This is a genomic window from Bacillus sp. CPT56D-587-MTF (assembly GCF_058792335.1).
Genome location: NZ_JBYTEF010000001.1, coordinates 5,523,837 through 5,538,800 on the forward strand (window position 1 = coordinate 5,523,837; position 14,964 = coordinate 5,538,800).

Here is a 14,964-nt window from a genome sequence, read left to right on the forward strand (position 1 = left end):
TAGAATCTCTATAAGGTAACAGAGAAGGAGATTCTAGTATGGTATATTGGCTATTATTACTTGTTACAATTATTTTTGAAGTAGCTGGAACAATTGCGATGAAACTATCAAATGGTTTAACAAAGCTCGTTCCAAGTGTACTGATTTTCGTGTTTTATGGGATTTGTTTCAGCGTGTTTGCCATCGTTGTGAAAAAGATTCATTTAAGTATTGCTTATGCTATTTGGTCTGGCGTTGGAACATTACTTATTACAATCATTAGTGTGTACTTTTTTAAAGAGCATATTAGTTTATTTCAAGCATTTTGTATTCTTTTTATTGTTTTGGGTGTCATTGGGCTTAAGGTTTCATCGGCATCATGAAAGCTATCTTTTGTAGAAGATAGCTTTTTTCTATTTGTGCAGTTAGCAATTAATACGACAAAATATGACAAGAAAGAGTAAAGAGTTTTGTTATGATACATATGAAATATTGTCTTATGTGGAGGAAAGAGTATGTTAAAAAAGGTAAGTCAAATTGTTTTAATTTTTGGCATAGCTTTTAGTTTAAGTGCTTGCACTGAGACTAAAGATAGTAATGAAAGTAAACAAGAAGATGTTCAAGATAAAGTGTATAAAATAGGGGAGACAGTAGACGTAGATGGTTTGCAAGTAACTATCGATTCAGTTAAATTAGGATATCCGGATTATGATGAGAATAAAAAGAAAGAGGAGATTTTGGGGATTATTTTCAAAGTAGAAAATAATAGTAAAAAGGAAATACCTTTTGCATTTTATGAATTTGAGATTACCGATAAGAAAGGTACAAGATTTAAAGAATATAATAACCCTGATAGCTTTATTAGTAAAAAGTTAGCACCAGATGAAAAAATTCAAGATATCATGCTATTTGACGTAGCGAAAGAAAATACGTATATCGCTACGTATAGACCGGAGTTTACGCATGAAAATAGAACGATAAAATTTGAATTGAAACCAAATAAATAAAGAAACACATTGGATTATCCAATGTGTTTCTTTATGGTAATAAATTTAAAACGCCCAGTTACCTTTACGGAAGATAGGCTCATGTCTGCCATCAGCAGTAATACCGTCAATATCAAGCTCAGCTGATCCAATCATGAAGTCGTTGTGTGTGATACTAGCGTTTGCGCCGTTTTCAGCAAGTTCTTCTTTAGACATTGTTTTTCCGCCAACTAAGTTAAATGCATAAGCATTTCCGATTGCAAGGTGGCAAGATGCATTTTCGTCAAATAGTGTATTGTAGAATAAAACATTTGTGTTTGAAATTGGTGAGTCATGAGGTACTAAAGCTACTTCTCCTAAGAAGTGAGAACCTTCATCTGTTTCTACTAAATGTTTTAAAGCTTCTTCACCAGCTTCAGCTTTATAGTCTACGATACGCCCGTTTTCAAATGTTAACGTGAAATTATCGATAATATTACCTGCAAATACTAACGGTTTTGTACTAGAAACTTGGCCGTTTACACCTGTTTTAAGTGGCATTGTAAATACTTCTTCAGTTGGAATATTAGCCATAAATGGTACGTTCTTTTCATTTAAGCTACCAGCACCAGCCCATACATGTTTTTCTGGAAGTTCGATTGTTAAATCTGTTCCAGGACCTGTATAGTGAAGAGCTTTATAATGCTTTTCGTTTAAGTAATCCACTTTTGTATGTAATGTTTCATCATGTTCTTTCCATGCTTCTACAGGATTTTCTAAATCAGCACGAGTAGCTTTGAAAATAGCATCCCATAACTTTGCTTCTTGTTCTTCTGGCGCTACGTCAGGGAATACTTTTGCAGCCCATTCTTTCGTAGGAACAGAAATGACACACCAACTTACTTTATCTGCTTGTACGTAATCACGGTATACTTTCATTGCTTCTCCAGCTACTTTATGAGCTGTTGCAATACGCGATGCTTCTACACCTTTTAATAAATCAGGGTTTTCTGCATAGATAGACATAAATGCAGCGCCTTCTTTTGCTAATTCTTCACGAGCATGTGCTTTCCAAGATGGAAATTCAGCGAAAGCTTCTTCCGGAGCTAGATCGAACTTTAAGCGTGTTAACGTCTCATCATTCCAATCTACATATACGTGTTTTGCACCAGATTTATATGCTTTTTCTGTAACGAGGCGTACAAATTGTACAGCTTCAAGAGGTGCACTAATTGATAAAGTTTGTCCAGGTTGAATATTAACACCAACATTAACTGCAAGAGCAGCATATTTCTCTAACGTTTGTTCAAATGACATATGTATAATCTCCTTTAATTTGAAAGATTTCTTACTATATATAATACAAGAAAATTCTAAAAATATATATAAATATAAAGTAAAAAGAGAGCTCAAAATGTATTGAGCCCTTATATTTACTTAATTGAAGAAGCAAACTGCTCTACAGTCGTTGTATGGTGTATACGAACGCGCTTCATCTTTAACAATTCATCAGGTTCACCCTTCGTAATGAATTGCCCAGGCTTTGTCGTCGTCGCAAATTGATAATACTTCTTCGTTTCTGTAACAACCTTATCATCTACATGACCGAATGGATAAGCAATCGCGATAACAGGCTTACCTGTTATTTTTTCTAGCTTTTCTTTTGAACCTTTTAACTCTTCCTCATAGTTTGTAATTTTCGGTAAGTCTGCATGTGTTGCAGTATGAGATTGCACCGAGAAAATGCCGGAATCAACCATTTCTTTTATTTCAGAAGTAGACAATGCTCCTTCTACATCAACGTTATCAACAATCATATATTCTGTTGCTGCCGGTTTAAAAGTATCATCTTTTAGCTTTTGTAAAACGCGAAATGCATTCATATTATTTTTCATACCGTCATCAAATGTAACGAAAATCGGCTTATTTACTTTATTTATATCACCCCAGCGTTCAAACGTTAAAAGCGTATAACCATTGTCTTTTAAATGTTTCATTTGTGCTTCAAAGTTAGCTGGTGATACGAATAAGTCTTTAATACCTTGACCATGATAATCATCGATTGCGTGATACATAAGAACAGGAACCTTTTGTTCGAAAGTAATAGTAGATTTCGTAAGCGGGATTGTTTTCCCATCTTCTTTCATTCCTATTGCTTCAATTTGGAACTCACCGCGTTTTCCTTCAAATTCCTTTATATCAAAAGGAATTGTAAATTGTTTCTCCTTTTCTTTAGAAGAAAAAGATTTAGCACGTTCCTTTCCATCAGCTGTGCGCCAAATTTTATATTGTACTTCATTTAAAGAATCTTTTAAGTCTGTAATATGAATACTTGTGTTTGTAGATTCGTGTGTGATGGGAGTATAAGAAATTTTACCTTGTTCTTGTAGAGCGTCTTTTTGTATAGCTACTTCTTGAACCTTTTTCTCTTTTTTAGGTTCTTGGCTTACATTGCTAGTATTGCAGCCTGCTAGAATGGCAGACGTACATAAAGCAATTGCTGCGTATTTTCTCATAAAAATCACCTTCTATTGTGTAGTATGTTGCATATTGACATTAAAATCCCCACCGCTATAAGAGTGGTGGGGATATACCCTTGTTCATCATATCATTTGAAGAAAATGAGGGGAATATGATTTTTAGGAGGCTATTAAGGTAATAGATTAGTGACTTTGAATAGATGTGTTTTTTTGTTTCTTATTAGAATTAATAATAATATAACCGACTACAAAGATAAGAGGAATAATGAAGACATAGATAGGCATTCCCCATACATAATAGCTTTTCAGCGTTAAGACTAGTAAATGTAAGAAATCGAAAATAGCGTGAGCTTTCATAATATCCTCCAATGGTTTTTTGAAAATTATAACATTTTTAACTTGTTATTTGTATAATTTGGAAAGTGATTTAAGCTAATTTTAAAGTAAGAAGAATACATATTAATATGCAATTTTGCATAAGGATATGTATTTTATTAAAATATAAAGATTTTATACTATAATGAAAACCGCTATAAAACTAAGTAAGAATAATGTATGGAGTGGAGAATAGAAATGAAATATAAAAAAATAATATATATCTTTTTCATATCGCTATTTATAGTTGGTTGTCAAAGTGAAGTGAGTAAAGCGAATAGCGTGGAAGAGTATATTCTCCTTTAAAGTTATTATATCAATAATTTTGGTTTCAATGGTAACTATTTGGTCATGTTTGTGTGAAATCTTTTTCCATATATGCAACTACTTCCTCTTGTTTTGATGGGTATAAATGACTATACGTATCTAATGTAGTTGAAACACTTGAATGACCTAGCCGCTGTGCTACTACGAGTGGGCTGACACCTTTATTTATGAGATAAGATGCATGAGAATGTCTGAATTCATGAAGTAAAATTTTTTTGCTGCCAGCAATTTTTAAATAATTAGCGTATTTTCTGTCCAGAGTAGTTGTGGATATACAAGTATAAAACTTTCCAAATACAACATAATCATTTTTTAATGGTGCTTCTACTGTAGCAAGATTTTTTAGCTCTTTCAATAAATTGAGGATGTGTATTGGTAACAAGATAATTCTGTTTGATGATTTTGTTTTTGGTTTGGTGACTTTTCCTCTATAAGTTGTTTTATTAATGTTAATCGTATTGTCTTCAAAATTTATATCTTCCCAAGTTAATGCCAATAATTCACCTTTTCTAGCACCACTGTAATATAAGATGGAAAAGAATACTTTGTATAATGAATCGTCTACAACTTCGATAAATTGTTTGAACTCATCAAACTCCCAAAAGTTCATTCGTTTATTGGATTCTTTTTCAAAATTACCTGTAATTCTTGCTGGGTTATTCATAAGACCATGAAATTTAATTGAAAAATTAAATATCGCAGATAGTACGGCATGAATCTTCTTTAGATGTTTAGCTGAGTATGTATTTATAACTTTGTTTTGATAATTCATGATATGTTTCGGTACGATATGATCTATCTTTATCTTTCCAAACTCTGGTACTAAGTGGTTGTAAATAACATTTCGAATAGTGACTATTGAAGATTCCTTCCTCCTTTGACAATACCAATCAAAATAGCTATCAGCTACTTGAGCAAACGTCAAGCTAGAGTTCGTTTCTTTTTCAACTAACATTTTCGCTTCCGCTTCACGTGCTTCCTTTTTCGTTTTAAACCCCCGACGTTTGACTTGTTTTTGCGTGCCATCAAACTGACGGACTCTGACAACGAAAAAATACGTTCCACGTTCTTTATCCTTGTACACCACCATAGGGAATCCCTCCTGTATACATAAAGATTGATAATTCAATTTATTGAATAGATTATAACTTGTTTGTTACCAAAAGAAAAGACTCTCAACATAAATTGAGAGCCTTTCTTCGACTTGAACCACTTTAATTTTAATAACATATTACCTACATGAAAATAAAATTGCTGTTTAAAATAGTATACTATATTTAAATCCGAAAATACTCCAAAAATAAAATTCCCCACTAGGATTAGTGGGGAGATTGGTTAGGGACACCAATCAGGATGATGCAAGTAAGGATAAAATCATACTACCATAAAAAGGGGTTGACACATATTGAGAAAGTTCGACATTTATTTCTTGTAATATTGTAATGCGATTTGAAATTGGTTGGGTATATTCATCAAAAATTGGCTGGTTTCTGCATTTAATTTTAGTAGGATATAATAAAAATGAACCGATATTCATTAAAAATGGAAAATGTTCTAAGACATTTTTATGGAAATACAACGAATTTTTTGGCACATATATTTATCAAGTTGTAAGGGATGGAAGAGAATGTAGGTTCGTGATAACATTAATCTTGTATACAGTATATGGGTTTCTATCAAACTAATAGACAGAATAATCACGAAAATAATAATTTAAAACATAAAAACTCGCAGAGCGTGTGTAAGAGGTGATCGTGACAAAACCGCTCACACCGTTCATCCTACTACCTTAGGACAAACATTTGCATCATACGAGTTCCTTCTCAGTTTAACATACATTCATCATTCGTAGTGCAGTTTAGAGGTTGAGAAAATAGGATGGTGGATTTTTATGTTTTAAGGGAGGGGACTGATTTGAATTTCTATGAGAAAATTTGTAATTTAATTGAAGATCGGGATGACCTAAACTTTACAGAAGTAGCTAGTAAAATGGGTGTTTCGAAACAATATTTACAAAAATTTAAAAATCAAGGTATCATTAGCTTTCCTAATTTATTGAAATTGGCTTCAATTGTAAGTACATCAAATAAAACTGCTGCAATGTTTTTGCAGGAATGGTGTTTAGAATTGGACAGTACAGAGGCAATAAAACATAGTTTTGAATATGCTGCATTGATTCGTGATAAAGTTTTGTTGAATAAATTACTAGAAAAGCACAAGAAAGAATCAGGTACAGTAGGAGAATATGTAAACATTTATGGAGTGCTATATAAATATATGAATGATGAAATTTCAGGTACTGAGATTATTAAATATTTAAAGAAGTATAATAGACCCACTGATAATATGCTGAATATTTTGATTGACATTATGAAATGTTATGATTATTATCACCAAAAAAAATTCAATACCATGTTTGATTTAGTGGATGAAGTTGAAAAAGAATTAGACTTGATTGAAGAGAGTGATCGTAAAATATTTCTCAAGGAATGTTACATGTATCGACTTGCAGAAGTATTTTCCCCACTAAATTTACAAAGAAAAAACTTAGAGTCGGCTCGATATTATGCTAATGTTCTAATTGAAGCAAGTTTATGCACTAAAACTGTTTCGGACGGATTATATTTACTTGGGATGTCATTTTTAGTTGATGACGAGGAACGTTGTTTACGCTATCTACAGGAAAGTTATGATTTAGCAAAACAGGTAAATGACAAAGCAATTGAAGTAGCAGCAAGATTTAATTTAGATGTTGTTAAAATATACTTGCATATTAATTTGCCAGAGGATTCAGATTCACGTTTGATTAGATACCAAATGAATCCTATAAGTGAAGATTCAAGGGCAGGATTAGAAGAAATTTTAAGGGAAAATGGAGAAAAGGACTTTTTGAAATATTTTTTAGCTGTTACAGATGCTCAGCCAGGCGGGTTATGTGTGTGCTTTAAGGAATTTCTTGCCCAATCAAATTATTTTTTTGTAAGTTTAGTGGCTAAAGAAATTAAAAAAAGAGGAGATAATTCCTTGCTAGTGCAACAAATGATTGATTATAATATGGATAGAGGAGTGGATGAAAATGAAAAAATTAGCTTTAGTACTTTGCACCTTTTCAATGTTAGCGGTGAGCATTGTTTCGTATAATATAATAAAACAGGATTCATATCGATCAGTAGAAATTAAACCAGGTGGTTAAAGACACAGTGTATGCTGTGTTTTTTTATTTGAACTATAATTCCTTTTTATTGAAGATGTATTTTTTCGGTAAACTAAAACCATAAAAAAAGAATTTGTTTACTTCTCTAATATAAGCCTAAAAAAATGATAATATTTTTTGTAGATAGGGTAAAATTATGAGGAGGAATGGAAATGACGAAAGAAGAGATTGTAGAATTATTTTTGAAAACAATAGATGAAACGCAGCCTGAATTAGTCGAGGAGTACATAGAACAAAGTTTTAAAATTTAAAAAATAGCCCGTCTCTAATATGAGGGATGAGGGGCTATTTTTTTTCGTTATTATGGTATTCTTCTAGTGTTTTGGTGATTGCGAGCATTTGTTGTAGGACAATGTCCTGTTTATCTTCAGGTAATGTATCTAATCGTTCCATAATTTCCTTAAACTTGTTGTGTTTTTTTTATATCTAATTCGGTACTACGTCCTAGTATAAAATCCGTTGTTACTTCTAGTATTTCAGATAATTTTGCAATAGTATCTGGTGAAGGAAAACGTTCTTCGGACTCATAATAACCAATTACACGAGACGAAGCGCCTACCTTTTTTCCTAGCGTTTCTTGTGTCCAGTTACGTTGCTTTCTTAGTTTTTTTATTCTAGCACCTATACCTGTCATTTTCATCACCTCATAAGGTTGTTCACTTGAACAACCTGTTCTCTTTAGAGACAATCATAGCACATTATGTTCGGAAAGTCATTGACAATGTATAAATTATTCGATATGATTAAAATCGAACGAAACGTTCTATTGAGGAGGCAGACATGAAACAGTCAATTATTTATCATAAAATCGCTAAACATTGTGGTGTTACTGAAAGATATATAAGAATGTTGGATAAGAAAGAACGGATTCCATCAATGGAAGTTGCTAAAAAAATTTCTGACTTTTTAGATGAACCAATCGAAGAGATTTTTTTTAATTGCCATACGAACGAAACGTTCGTATTTGAGCGGTTTTACCCAAAGCTAATTGAAGGAAACACTTCAATTAAGCGTTAATGTGAATAAAATTTAAACAAGGAGCGATACCCATGCATAAAAACCTATACATCGCCAGAAAAGAGCAACGCATGACACAAGAGAAAGCAGCAAATTTGATTCATATTGCACCAAGAACATATTTTGCTAAGGAACATGGTAAAAGTGACTTCACCCTAAAAGAAGCTCAAAAACTAGCAAAATACTTCAAAACAACAGTGGACGAGCTGTTTGAGAAATAGAGGGAGAGGAAGCAAGTGAAGAACGGTAAACGACCAACGAAGCGAGAGAAGATACATATTAACTCGTATAAGTTAAATCCAGAAAATTGGTTGATCTATAAGAAAGCGGATGGACGACTACATTTGATTCATCGTCATACGAACTCAACACGAGTCATTCCAAGTGCGTAGAGTGTGTGAAAAAGAAAAAGGACTCTAGCGGAATGCTAGAGCCGTCAACATGGAATGTGAGTTTTGTATACGAATTTATTATAACATAATTTTTTTTAACCAATATAGATAACCAATATGCAATTGTGCATAATTTGTGAAAAAGAAAAAAGCCCTATGAAGGGCTTTCTGATACCATGTAATGGGTAGTAAATGAGAAGGTGGTATCGAGACGAACTTATGAACGTCAAAATCTTTCGACAAATCTAATATAGCATAATCCTTTTCTAGAAAGCACTGGGAAATGTGTCCAAATGGTGAGAGGTTATCGTATGTAAAGAAGAGAGGGAATTGGTGTGACCAAATCAGTCCTAACAAAAGACTTAGAAAAGAAACAAATACTCGATGAATTTTTACAGTATTGTGAAAAGAAACAAGTTGAAGCTCTGCAAAAGAATGATCCCTATCAGTTTTGCATCTGGATTAAAGAAGCTCGATTAGCCCGAAGGGAATTGGCAGAGCTGTATCGTGCGAAAGAGAAGTATGATGAGGAACGTGCACGTATTCAAGGGATTGTAAGGCGTTTGAGAAGTGTAGGTGTGAAAGTGGATGTTGTGGAAAGGGTGCATGGTATTGAGTTTTTTGAGGAAGGCGTTTAAATATGAAAAAGCCCTATAAAATAGGACCTTTTCTGTACCTAGCCATCATATTTGATGTAAATGAACATTCATCTTGATTAGTATATCATATGTAAACGGATTCGTCAGTATGTAAAATTTATAACCAGACAAAAAGACCTGAAATCAGGTCTTTCTATCCGCGATACTAGTATAGAGCAAGATACCAAACTGAAAACACAAGCTACTCGAAAGCTCTTATAGTATAACAAATCATGTACATAAAAGACAAGTAGATAAGTTACGAGAGTGTATGTTGTGGAAGGGGTGAAAACAGGAGATGAGTGGACAGATATTTGAGGTGGAAGCTTTTGCGAGGAATGGTTTTACAGTACGTCACGCGTATGTAGATCTCACAGGGGATTTAATAGCGGGGATTTTGTTGGGACAAATTGTGTATTGGTATCTGCCGAATGAGCAGGGGAAGAGTAAATTGAAAGTGAAAAAGAATGGTGCATTTTGGCTGGCGAAAAGCCGTGAAGATTGGGGGAGTGAGATTCGCATTACACCGAAACAATATGATCGAGCGATTAAAATTTTAATAGAAAAAGGGTTTGTAAATGTGCAAACATTTAAGTTTAATGGGGCACCTACACATCATATTCAACTCAACATTCCTGAAATAAACCAAAGGGTAAAATCCATTTTGACCTTTGGGAAAATTTCAAATGCCTCTTTGGATGAAATGGAACTTACCGAAAGGGGAAATTCTTTAACAAAGATTACTACAAAGACTACTACAGAGATTACTACAGGAAAAGACACTATCCCCTACGAAGAGATTATTTTGTATTTGAATGAAAAAGCCAATAAATCATTTAAACATCAAACGCCTAAAAACAGAACGTTAATTAAAGCGAGATGGCAAGAAGGATTTATCCTATCGGATTTTCAGAAAGTTATTAATCAAAAAACAGTGCAGTGGTTAACAGATGCACGTATGAAACAGTATATACGACCAGAAACGTTATTTGGAACGAAATTTGAAAGTTATCTAAACGAAGAACCAGTGAATCATTCAGATGGACCAAATGGAGGAGGAACGAATCATGCAATCACTCGGAAAGACAATCGCTTCATCGAAGCATACGACTTTTAAAGAAAGGGTCCAACAGTATACGGTGTCAGCGAATCGATGTCAAAATATATTTGTAGTTGGACAACATCATATCAAAGATGTTTGTAACAAGCGAATGTTGAAGGATATTGCAACGAAAGAAGAGTTTTGCCCACATTGTAGAGTTGTGGAGCAGGAAGACCAACGGTTAGCGCAAGAAACGGTACACATCAAACAGAAACAGGAAATTGTAAGTTTGTATGATTCGTTTGCAGATCATAGTTTAATTAATGAAAAATTGAAAAAAGCAACGTTCGAAAATTACATACCACCGAACAAATCGTTATCAGGTGCCAAACAAGACTTGAAATATTTTGTAGACTCGTTTGCGCAAACAGAACCAACAAGTCGTATTCTGACAGGTGGGTATGGAATTGGCAAAAGTCACCTTTGTGTAGCGGCTGCAAAAGAACTCATGAAGAGAGGGCACAGCGCACTGTTTATTCAGATGAACATGCTGTTTACAAAGATTAAAGAAACATGGAATAAAAATAGCGACATGACAGAAGGAAAGCTGATGTCACTCCTTGCAAAGGTTGATGTATTGATTTTGGATGACTTTGGAGCGGAATTTACAGAGAAAGACAGAGAGGGCGTAACGTGGAAACAAACGAAGACAAATGAAATCGTGGACAGCCGTGTCGGAAAAAGTACATTATTTACTACGAATTTTACGGTAAAAGAACTAGGGGCAATGTATGGAGAACGAGATTTTAGCAGGATGATGGAAAATGCAGAGGTGCTACACATGCAGGGTGAAAATTATAGATTGCGAAATTTCAAAAAAACGATATAGGAGGAGATAATCAATGGGAAAGCGTATGACAGAGTTACAGTTAGAAAATTATACGATGGCCGCGCAGAATCGAAAATATAGGAAGAGTGAACGCCGCAAACTCTATATTGCATTAGAAGAACTGGACATGTTTTGGGATGAAGATGATGTATGGCGAGTACAAGAGGCATGGAACAACAATGAGAGTGTATTTGCAATTGGTCAGAGGATAGAACGAGACCCAGATGAAGTGGCGTTACTTCTTATGGATTTAGCAAAAAAAGGAAGGATTGAAAAAAGAGTCATAGGGTTAGGCGCATGAGACAACTCACATTTGAAGATGTGGTAGGTAGTTTGGATTATACAGCGGAGTGTACAGCAGAACGGTTTGTATCGCAGTGTATAGCGAAACGAACATATGCAGTAGAGTTTTTTGATCAAGATGAAAAACAAAGGTTGTTCTGGTTTGAAGCAAAATCTGGGGCGGGAGCGGAAGAACAAGCAAGGGATATGTTCGGAAAGATTCAAGTCATCAAAGCGTATGTATCCAAGCTGACGTTACAAGAAATTATGGAGCTAGATTAAGAGTTCCTTTCAGAAAATGTAGGGGAGAGGTGCTGAATATGAAGAGAGAAATCAATGTAATGATAAATGGCGTATATATTGTGAAGGATGGAGAGGCCACATGGGTGAAACCGCCAGAAAGTGGGTATGGGCAACAAGTTGTATATTGGGTAAATGGAAAGGTGACACATACACAAACAACAGCAACTGTTAAATTTCAGTCATAAAGTTTGAATTTTGTAGAAAAGGAGAATTGAGAAATGCCGCAAATGCAAACATTTTCACATAACATGTTCGGGAATGTAGAGATTTTTATCAAGGATGGAAAAGAGTACTTTCCAGCAATCGATGTTGCGAAAGTTTTAGGGTACTCCAATCCTCATGATGCTTTAAGTAAACATTGTAAAAAAGATGGGGTCGCGTTTTGCGAGGTCATCGATTCACTCGGAAGAACACAAGAGAAGAAATTCATAAACGAGGGGAATTTATATAGATTACTCGTAAAATCCAAACTCCCACAAGCAGAACAATTTGAAAAATGGGTATTTGATGAAGTGCTGCCAAGTATTCGAAAACACGGGGCTTACATGACACCACCTACTATTAACGCGTTATTACAAGATCCAGACTTGTTGATTAGCCTTGCTTCACAATTGAAAGACGAACAACTTGCTAGGCAAATGGCAGAACAAAAGAATCTCATGTTAACACAGCAGGTTGCAGAAAATGCATCCAAGATTACCTACCTCGATCAAATTCTTCAATCAAAAGATACGGTAACCGTTTCGCAAATTGCAGCTGATTATGGATTGTCTGCCGTTCGATTAAATAAAATCTTAAAGGATGAAAAAGTACAGTATAAAGTAAACCAGCAATGGCTACTATATGTGAAACATCAAAATAAAGGCTATACAAAATCACAAACGGTTGACGTAACGCATGCTGACGGTAGTCGGTCTATAAAAATGAATACGCGCTGGACACAAAAGGGTAGATTGTTTATTCATGATATGCTAACGAAACGAGGAATTATTCCGGAAATGGATAAGATAAGAAAGCGGTTTACATGATATAGGGTGTGCACAGATTGGGAAGGGGAACGAAAGAAAAGAGCAGCTAGCAAAAAGCTAACTACTCTAATCATGGAATGTGGTTCAAAAATGGGTTATCTATAGTATGAACAGAATATTGATTTGTATTCAGAGTGAGGCAATAAAGTTGTTCCAACCTGGTCTTGGTTTACAGCAAACACCATTAAAGGTATTGACAATGAAGGCTGCATGAGATGCACCAGAATCATGATAGCCTTTTCTATTTTCTTTGGGAGAAACGTTATAAAAATTACCCGAATGAAATGAACCATTGCTTGTTTGAAAGACTACATTTCCAAAGATAGAGGGCATGTTGTTCACCTGCTTTTGAAGAATAAGTTAGTTTTGTATATGAGGAATGAGTCTAGAGGTTCTGAGTAAATAATTTTTATAAAATAATTCGTTTGTAAGTAGGAACGGATGGGTGCCATGCGCAATTCGATTATTTTTAAATGTAATGGGTATTAAATGAATTAAAACGTCCGAAAATGGAGAGTAAGGGTGTTGAAAGAGAAGGAGTGAAGGGTTTGGCTAAGATGAAGAAAAAGAAATTAAAAAAGGCAATCGCTCGTCGTACAAAGGCTATGCAAAAAGAAGAAAAAGACAGACTAGAGAAAGCTTGGAGAAATCTTTTTATATAGCTGAGCATGATGAAATACATATAGTCCGGCTAGAAAACTGGAGGACACCGATTTTTAGAACAGCAATCAAACTGTTTTAGGAAAGGGTGCCCTTTTTCTTATTTTGTAAGGGGGATGGAAAGAATGAAAGCGCGAAGGGATCTATTACGTGAATGGGAAAAACAAATAAAAAAGAAAAAATCAAAAGAGAATTTTAGCACTCGTGAAATTGAGGATTTAATGGGGGTGCATGGACCACGTTATGAGCGTAGACGTGGAGCGTTAAGACAAAAGTAATAAAGAAGAAAAAGGAGTGGTCTGGAATGACGGAGCAATTATCTTTTTTACCAAAAATAGATCGAGCAGCAACACAAGAGAATGTAGAGGGAATTTTGGAAAGTGTACGTATATATAAGCAATTTGGAATGATACGTAAGGAAATGAAAGTCACGCCTTCTTATAAAGTGAGAGAGCATGGTCCTACACATACAGTTGGCAAACTGTTAGAGGATGTAGCAATCGCTAATATCCAACAAAGCAAACGTGAAGAATGGTTAGAGAAAATAGCATTTCGAGTGGAACAAGCATTGAGTCGATTCGGAAACAGTACAGCTGGAAAAAATCAGCGGGACATTATAGTGAAACGATATTTAGAAGACGAAGATGTATGCGATTATATGGTGTATAACGAAATTGGCATGAGTGAACGTACGTATCGACGTGTGAAAGCGAGAGCGTTTTATAAACTGTCTTTTGCTCTTAGATTAGAAGTTTATGAAACTGAAAAAACTGGAGGGAATGAATCATGAATTTTGTCCAGCCCATACGTGATCCAGAGCAAATCCAACAAATCAAAGAATATTTAAAAGAAAAGAATGAACGAAACTATATGTTGTTTGTTCTAGGGATTAATACAGGGCTACGCATAAGCGATATTCTAAAATTGACAGTGGGAGATGTACAAGGGAGTCATATTTCCATGCGTGAAATGAAGACGGGGAAGCAAAAACGGATTCAAATCACATCATCTTTAAAAAGAGAATTGAAATGGTTTAACGAAGGAAGAGGAGAGGAGGAATATGTACTAAAGAGTAGAAAAGGAAAGAATCGACCAATTGGTCGTAGTATGGCATATAAGATATTAAAGCGTACGGCTGGAGAGTTTGGATTGGATGAAATCGGTACCCATACATTACGCAAAACCTATGGATATCATATGTACTTGCAAACGAAGAATATTGCTTTATTGATGGAGATATTCAATCATTCATCAGAGAAAGTCACGCTACGGTATATAGGAGTCAATCAAGACGCAATGGATAAAGCAATGAGCAGATTTAAAATCTAATCATTGTTTTTTCTTTTGTGTTTTTTAGGAATGAACCATAACTT

The 14,964-nt window shown here is 34.6% G+C and carries 21 protein-coding genes and 1 pseudogene; 17 read left to right on the forward strand and 5 right to left on the reverse strand.

The features are described from left to right. Window positions 1-38: 38 nt before the first annotated feature. Together AC3WVZ_RS28540 and AC3WVZ_RS28545 are read left to right on the forward strand one after the other, a co-directional pair. Entirely contained in the window at window positions 39-362 is a 324-nt protein-coding gene (locus AC3WVZ_RS28540) for a DMT family transporter (protein ID WP_000263262.1), read from the forward strand. Window positions 363-494: 132 nt separating this feature from the next. After that, window positions 495-986 carry a DUF4352 domain-containing protein gene (locus AC3WVZ_RS28545; RefSeq protein WP_000915109.1) on the forward strand — a complete coding sequence of 164 codons (492 nt, stop codon included), beginning with the start codon at window positions 495-497 and terminating at the stop codon, window positions 984-986. A gap of 45 nt (window positions 987-1,031) precedes the next feature. Here AC3WVZ_RS28545 and AC3WVZ_RS28550 read toward each other — a convergent pair whose 3' ends face one another. From AC3WVZ_RS28550 to AC3WVZ_RS28560, 3 genes are all read right to left on the reverse strand, one after another. Further along, entirely contained in the window at window positions 1,032-2,261 is a 1,230-nt protein-coding gene (locus AC3WVZ_RS28550) for an aminopeptidase (protein ID WP_000007349.1), read from the reverse strand. 116 nt (window positions 2,262-2,377) lie between these two features. Further along, a complete protein-coding gene (locus AC3WVZ_RS28555; protein WP_001233727.1) occupies window positions 2,378-3,460 on the reverse strand; it encodes a polysaccharide deacetylase family protein in 1,083 nt (360 codons plus the stop codon). A gap of 688 nt (window positions 3,461-4,148) precedes the next feature. Then, window positions 4,149-5,216 (reverse strand): tyrosine-type recombinase/integrase, encoded by a 1,068-nt coding sequence (locus AC3WVZ_RS28560; protein ID WP_069354795.1) that lies wholly within the window; start codon window positions 5,214-5,216, stop codon window positions 4,149-4,151. An 824-nt stretch (window positions 5,217-6,040) separates the two neighbouring features. On the opposite strand from AC3WVZ_RS28560, the gene AC3WVZ_RS28565 reads away from it, so the two are divergent. Then, window positions 6,041-7,267: an AimR family lysis-lysogeny pheromone receptor gene (locus tag AC3WVZ_RS28565; RefSeq protein WP_232339725.1), complete on the forward strand. Its 1,227-nt coding sequence runs from the start codon at window positions 6,041-6,043 to the stop codon at window positions 7,265-7,267. Between the two features lie 358 nt (window positions 7,268-7,625). Here AC3WVZ_RS28565 and AC3WVZ_RS28570 read toward each other — a convergent pair. Then, a pseudogene (locus AC3WVZ_RS28570) lies at window positions 7,626-7,974 on the reverse strand (helix-turn-helix domain-containing protein). Between the two features lie 146 nt (window positions 7,975-8,120). Here AC3WVZ_RS28570 and AC3WVZ_RS28575 point away from each other — a divergent pair. The 10 genes from AC3WVZ_RS28575 (at window position 8,121) to AC3WVZ_RS28620 (ending at window position 12,931) form a co-directional block, all read left to right on the forward strand. Beyond that, window positions 8,121-8,357 carry a helix-turn-helix transcriptional regulator gene (locus AC3WVZ_RS28575; RefSeq protein ID WP_065484921.1) on the forward strand — a complete coding sequence of 79 codons (237 nt, stop codon included), beginning with the start codon at window positions 8,121-8,123 and terminating at the stop codon, window positions 8,355-8,357. Between the two features lie 32 nt (window positions 8,358-8,389). After that, the gene (locus AC3WVZ_RS28580) at window positions 8,390-8,578 is read left to right on the forward strand and encodes a helix-turn-helix transcriptional regulator (protein ID WP_023523419.1); all 189 of its coding nucleotides are present in this window, start codon (window positions 8,390-8,392) and stop codon (window positions 8,576-8,578) included. Window positions 8,579-8,593: 15 nt separating this feature from the next. After that, the gene (locus AC3WVZ_RS28585; protein WP_176116570.1) at window positions 8,594-8,749 is read left to right on the forward strand and encodes a DUF6906 family protein; all 156 of its coding nucleotides are present in this window, start codon (window positions 8,594-8,596) and stop codon (window positions 8,747-8,749) included. 335 nt (window positions 8,750-9,084) lie between these two features. Next, a complete protein-coding gene (locus tag AC3WVZ_RS28590) occupies window positions 9,085-9,387 on the forward strand; it encodes a hypothetical protein (protein ID WP_069354797.1) in 303 nt (100 codons plus the stop codon). 298 nt (window positions 9,388-9,685) lie between these two features. Further along, entirely contained in the window at window positions 9,686-10,504 is an 819-nt protein-coding gene (locus AC3WVZ_RS28595; protein ID WP_233935756.1) for a conserved phage C-terminal domain-containing protein, read from the forward strand. Further along, window positions 10,455-11,318 carry an ATP-binding protein gene (locus AC3WVZ_RS28600; protein ID WP_233935757.1) on the forward strand — a complete coding sequence of 288 codons (864 nt, stop codon included), beginning with the start codon at window positions 10,455-10,457 and terminating at the stop codon, window positions 11,316-11,318. The genes AC3WVZ_RS28595 and AC3WVZ_RS28600 overlap by 50 nt, the downstream gene beginning before the upstream one ends. Before the next feature lie 13 nt (window positions 11,319-11,331). Next, on the forward strand, window positions 11,332-11,619 hold the full coding sequence (locus AC3WVZ_RS28605) for a hypothetical protein (RefSeq protein ID WP_069354800.1): 288 nt from the start codon (window positions 11,332-11,334) through the stop codon (window positions 11,617-11,619). Continuing rightward, entirely contained in the window at window positions 11,616-11,882 is a 267-nt protein-coding gene (locus AC3WVZ_RS28610; protein WP_069354801.1) for a hypothetical protein, read from the forward strand. The genes AC3WVZ_RS28605 and AC3WVZ_RS28610 overlap by 4 nt, the downstream gene beginning before the upstream one ends. Before the next feature lie 38 nt (window positions 11,883-11,920). After that, the gene (locus tag AC3WVZ_RS28615; RefSeq protein ID WP_069354802.1) at window positions 11,921-12,088 is read left to right on the forward strand and encodes a DUF3954 domain-containing protein; all 168 of its coding nucleotides are present in this window, start codon (window positions 11,921-11,923) and stop codon (window positions 12,086-12,088) included. A gap of 33 nt (window positions 12,089-12,121) precedes the next feature. Further along, window positions 12,122-12,931, forward strand: coding sequence for a phage antirepressor KilAC domain-containing protein (locus AC3WVZ_RS28620; RefSeq protein WP_069354803.1), 810 nt, complete (start codon window positions 12,122-12,124; stop codon window positions 12,929-12,931). A 129-nt stretch (window positions 12,932-13,060) separates the two neighbouring features. Here the strand turns inward: AC3WVZ_RS28620 and AC3WVZ_RS28625 are convergent, their stop codons facing one another. Next, on the reverse strand, window positions 13,061-13,264 hold the full coding sequence (locus AC3WVZ_RS28625; RefSeq protein ID WP_069354804.1) for a spore germination protein: 204 nt from the start codon (window positions 13,262-13,264) through the stop codon (window positions 13,061-13,063). A gap of 215 nt (window positions 13,265-13,479) precedes the next feature. On the opposite strand from AC3WVZ_RS28625, the gene AC3WVZ_RS28630 reads away from it, so the two are divergent. From AC3WVZ_RS28630 to AC3WVZ_RS28645, 4 genes are all read left to right on the forward strand, one after another. Further along, on the forward strand, window positions 13,480-13,593 hold the full coding sequence (locus tag AC3WVZ_RS28630) for a DUF3983 domain-containing protein (RefSeq protein WP_127064183.1): 114 nt from the start codon (window positions 13,480-13,482) through the stop codon (window positions 13,591-13,593). A gap of 123 nt (window positions 13,594-13,716) precedes the next feature. After that, window positions 13,717-13,869, forward strand: coding sequence for a hypothetical protein (locus AC3WVZ_RS28635; RefSeq protein WP_078188177.1), 153 nt, complete (start codon window positions 13,717-13,719; stop codon window positions 13,867-13,869). Between the two features lie 26 nt (window positions 13,870-13,895). Further along, window positions 13,896-14,381, forward strand: a complete 486-nt coding sequence (locus AC3WVZ_RS28640) for an ArpU family phage packaging/lysis transcriptional regulator (protein ID WP_233935758.1) — start codon at window positions 13,896-13,898, stop codon at window positions 14,379-14,381. Beyond that, window positions 14,378-14,920: a site-specific integrase gene (locus AC3WVZ_RS28645; RefSeq protein WP_065485748.1), complete on the forward strand. Its 543-nt coding sequence runs from the start codon at window positions 14,378-14,380 to the stop codon at window positions 14,918-14,920. Before AC3WVZ_RS28640 ends, AC3WVZ_RS28645 begins: the two co-directional genes overlap by 4 nt. Window positions 14,921-14,964: the final 44 nt, after the last annotated feature.

What these genes read in the sequence shown, in the direction of transcription:
- AC3WVZ_RS28555 (WP_001233727.1), bottom strand. Translation starts at nt 3,460, where the DNA reads ATGAGAAAATACGCAGCAATTGCTTTATGTACGTCTGCCATTCTAGCA.
- AC3WVZ_RS28545 (WP_000915109.1), top strand. Translation starts at nt 495, where the DNA reads ATGTTAAAAAAGGTAAGTCAAATTGTTTTAATTTTTGGCATAGCTTTT.
- AC3WVZ_RS28620 (WP_069354803.1), top strand. Translation starts at nt 12,122, where the DNA reads ATGCCGCAAATGCAAACATTTTCACATAACATGTTCGGGAATGTAGAG.
- AC3WVZ_RS28640 (WP_233935758.1), top strand. Translation starts at nt 13,896, where the DNA reads ATGACGGAGCAATTATCTTTTTTACCAAAAATAGATCGAGCAGCAACA.
- AC3WVZ_RS28580 (WP_023523419.1), top strand. Translation starts at nt 8,390, where the DNA reads ATGCATAAAAACCTATACATCGCCAGAAAAGAGCAACGCATGACACAA.
- AC3WVZ_RS28605 (WP_069354800.1), top strand. Translation starts at nt 11,332, where the DNA reads ATGGGAAAGCGTATGACAGAGTTACAGTTAGAAAATTATACGATGGCC.
- AC3WVZ_RS28600 (WP_233935757.1), top strand. Translation starts at nt 10,455, where the DNA reads ATGCAATCACTCGGAAAGACAATCGCTTCATCGAAGCATACGACTTTT.
- AC3WVZ_RS28595 (WP_233935756.1), top strand. Translation starts at nt 9,686, where the DNA reads ATGAGTGGACAGATATTTGAGGTGGAAGCTTTTGCGAGGAATGGTTTT.
- AC3WVZ_RS28625 (WP_069354804.1), bottom strand. Translation starts at nt 13,264, where the DNA reads ATGCCCTCTATCTTTGGAAATGTAGTCTTTCAAACAAGCAATGGTTCA.
- AC3WVZ_RS28560 (WP_069354795.1), bottom strand. Translation starts at nt 5,216, where the DNA reads ATGGTGGTGTACAAGGATAAAGAACGTGGAACGTATTTTTTCGTTGTC.
- AC3WVZ_RS28615 (WP_069354802.1), top strand. Translation starts at nt 11,921, where the DNA reads ATGAAGAGAGAAATCAATGTAATGATAAATGGCGTATATATTGTGAAG.
- AC3WVZ_RS28635 (WP_078188177.1), top strand. Translation starts at nt 13,717, where the DNA reads ATGAAAGCGCGAAGGGATCTATTACGTGAATGGGAAAAACAAATAAAA.
- AC3WVZ_RS28610 (WP_069354801.1), top strand. Translation starts at nt 11,616, where the DNA reads ATGAGACAACTCACATTTGAAGATGTGGTAGGTAGTTTGGATTATACA.
- AC3WVZ_RS28540 (WP_000263262.1), top strand. Translation starts at nt 39, where the DNA reads ATGGTATATTGGCTATTATTACTTGTTACAATTATTTTTGAAGTAGCT.
- AC3WVZ_RS28645 (WP_065485748.1), top strand. Translation starts at nt 14,378, where the DNA reads ATGAATTTTGTCCAGCCCATACGTGATCCAGAGCAAATCCAACAAATC.
- AC3WVZ_RS28575 (WP_065484921.1), top strand. Translation starts at nt 8,121, where the DNA reads ATGAAACAGTCAATTATTTATCATAAAATCGCTAAACATTGTGGTGTT.
- AC3WVZ_RS28550 (WP_000007349.1), bottom strand. Translation starts at nt 2,261, where the DNA reads ATGTCATTTGAACAAACGTTAGAGAAATATGCTGCTCTTGCAGTTAAT.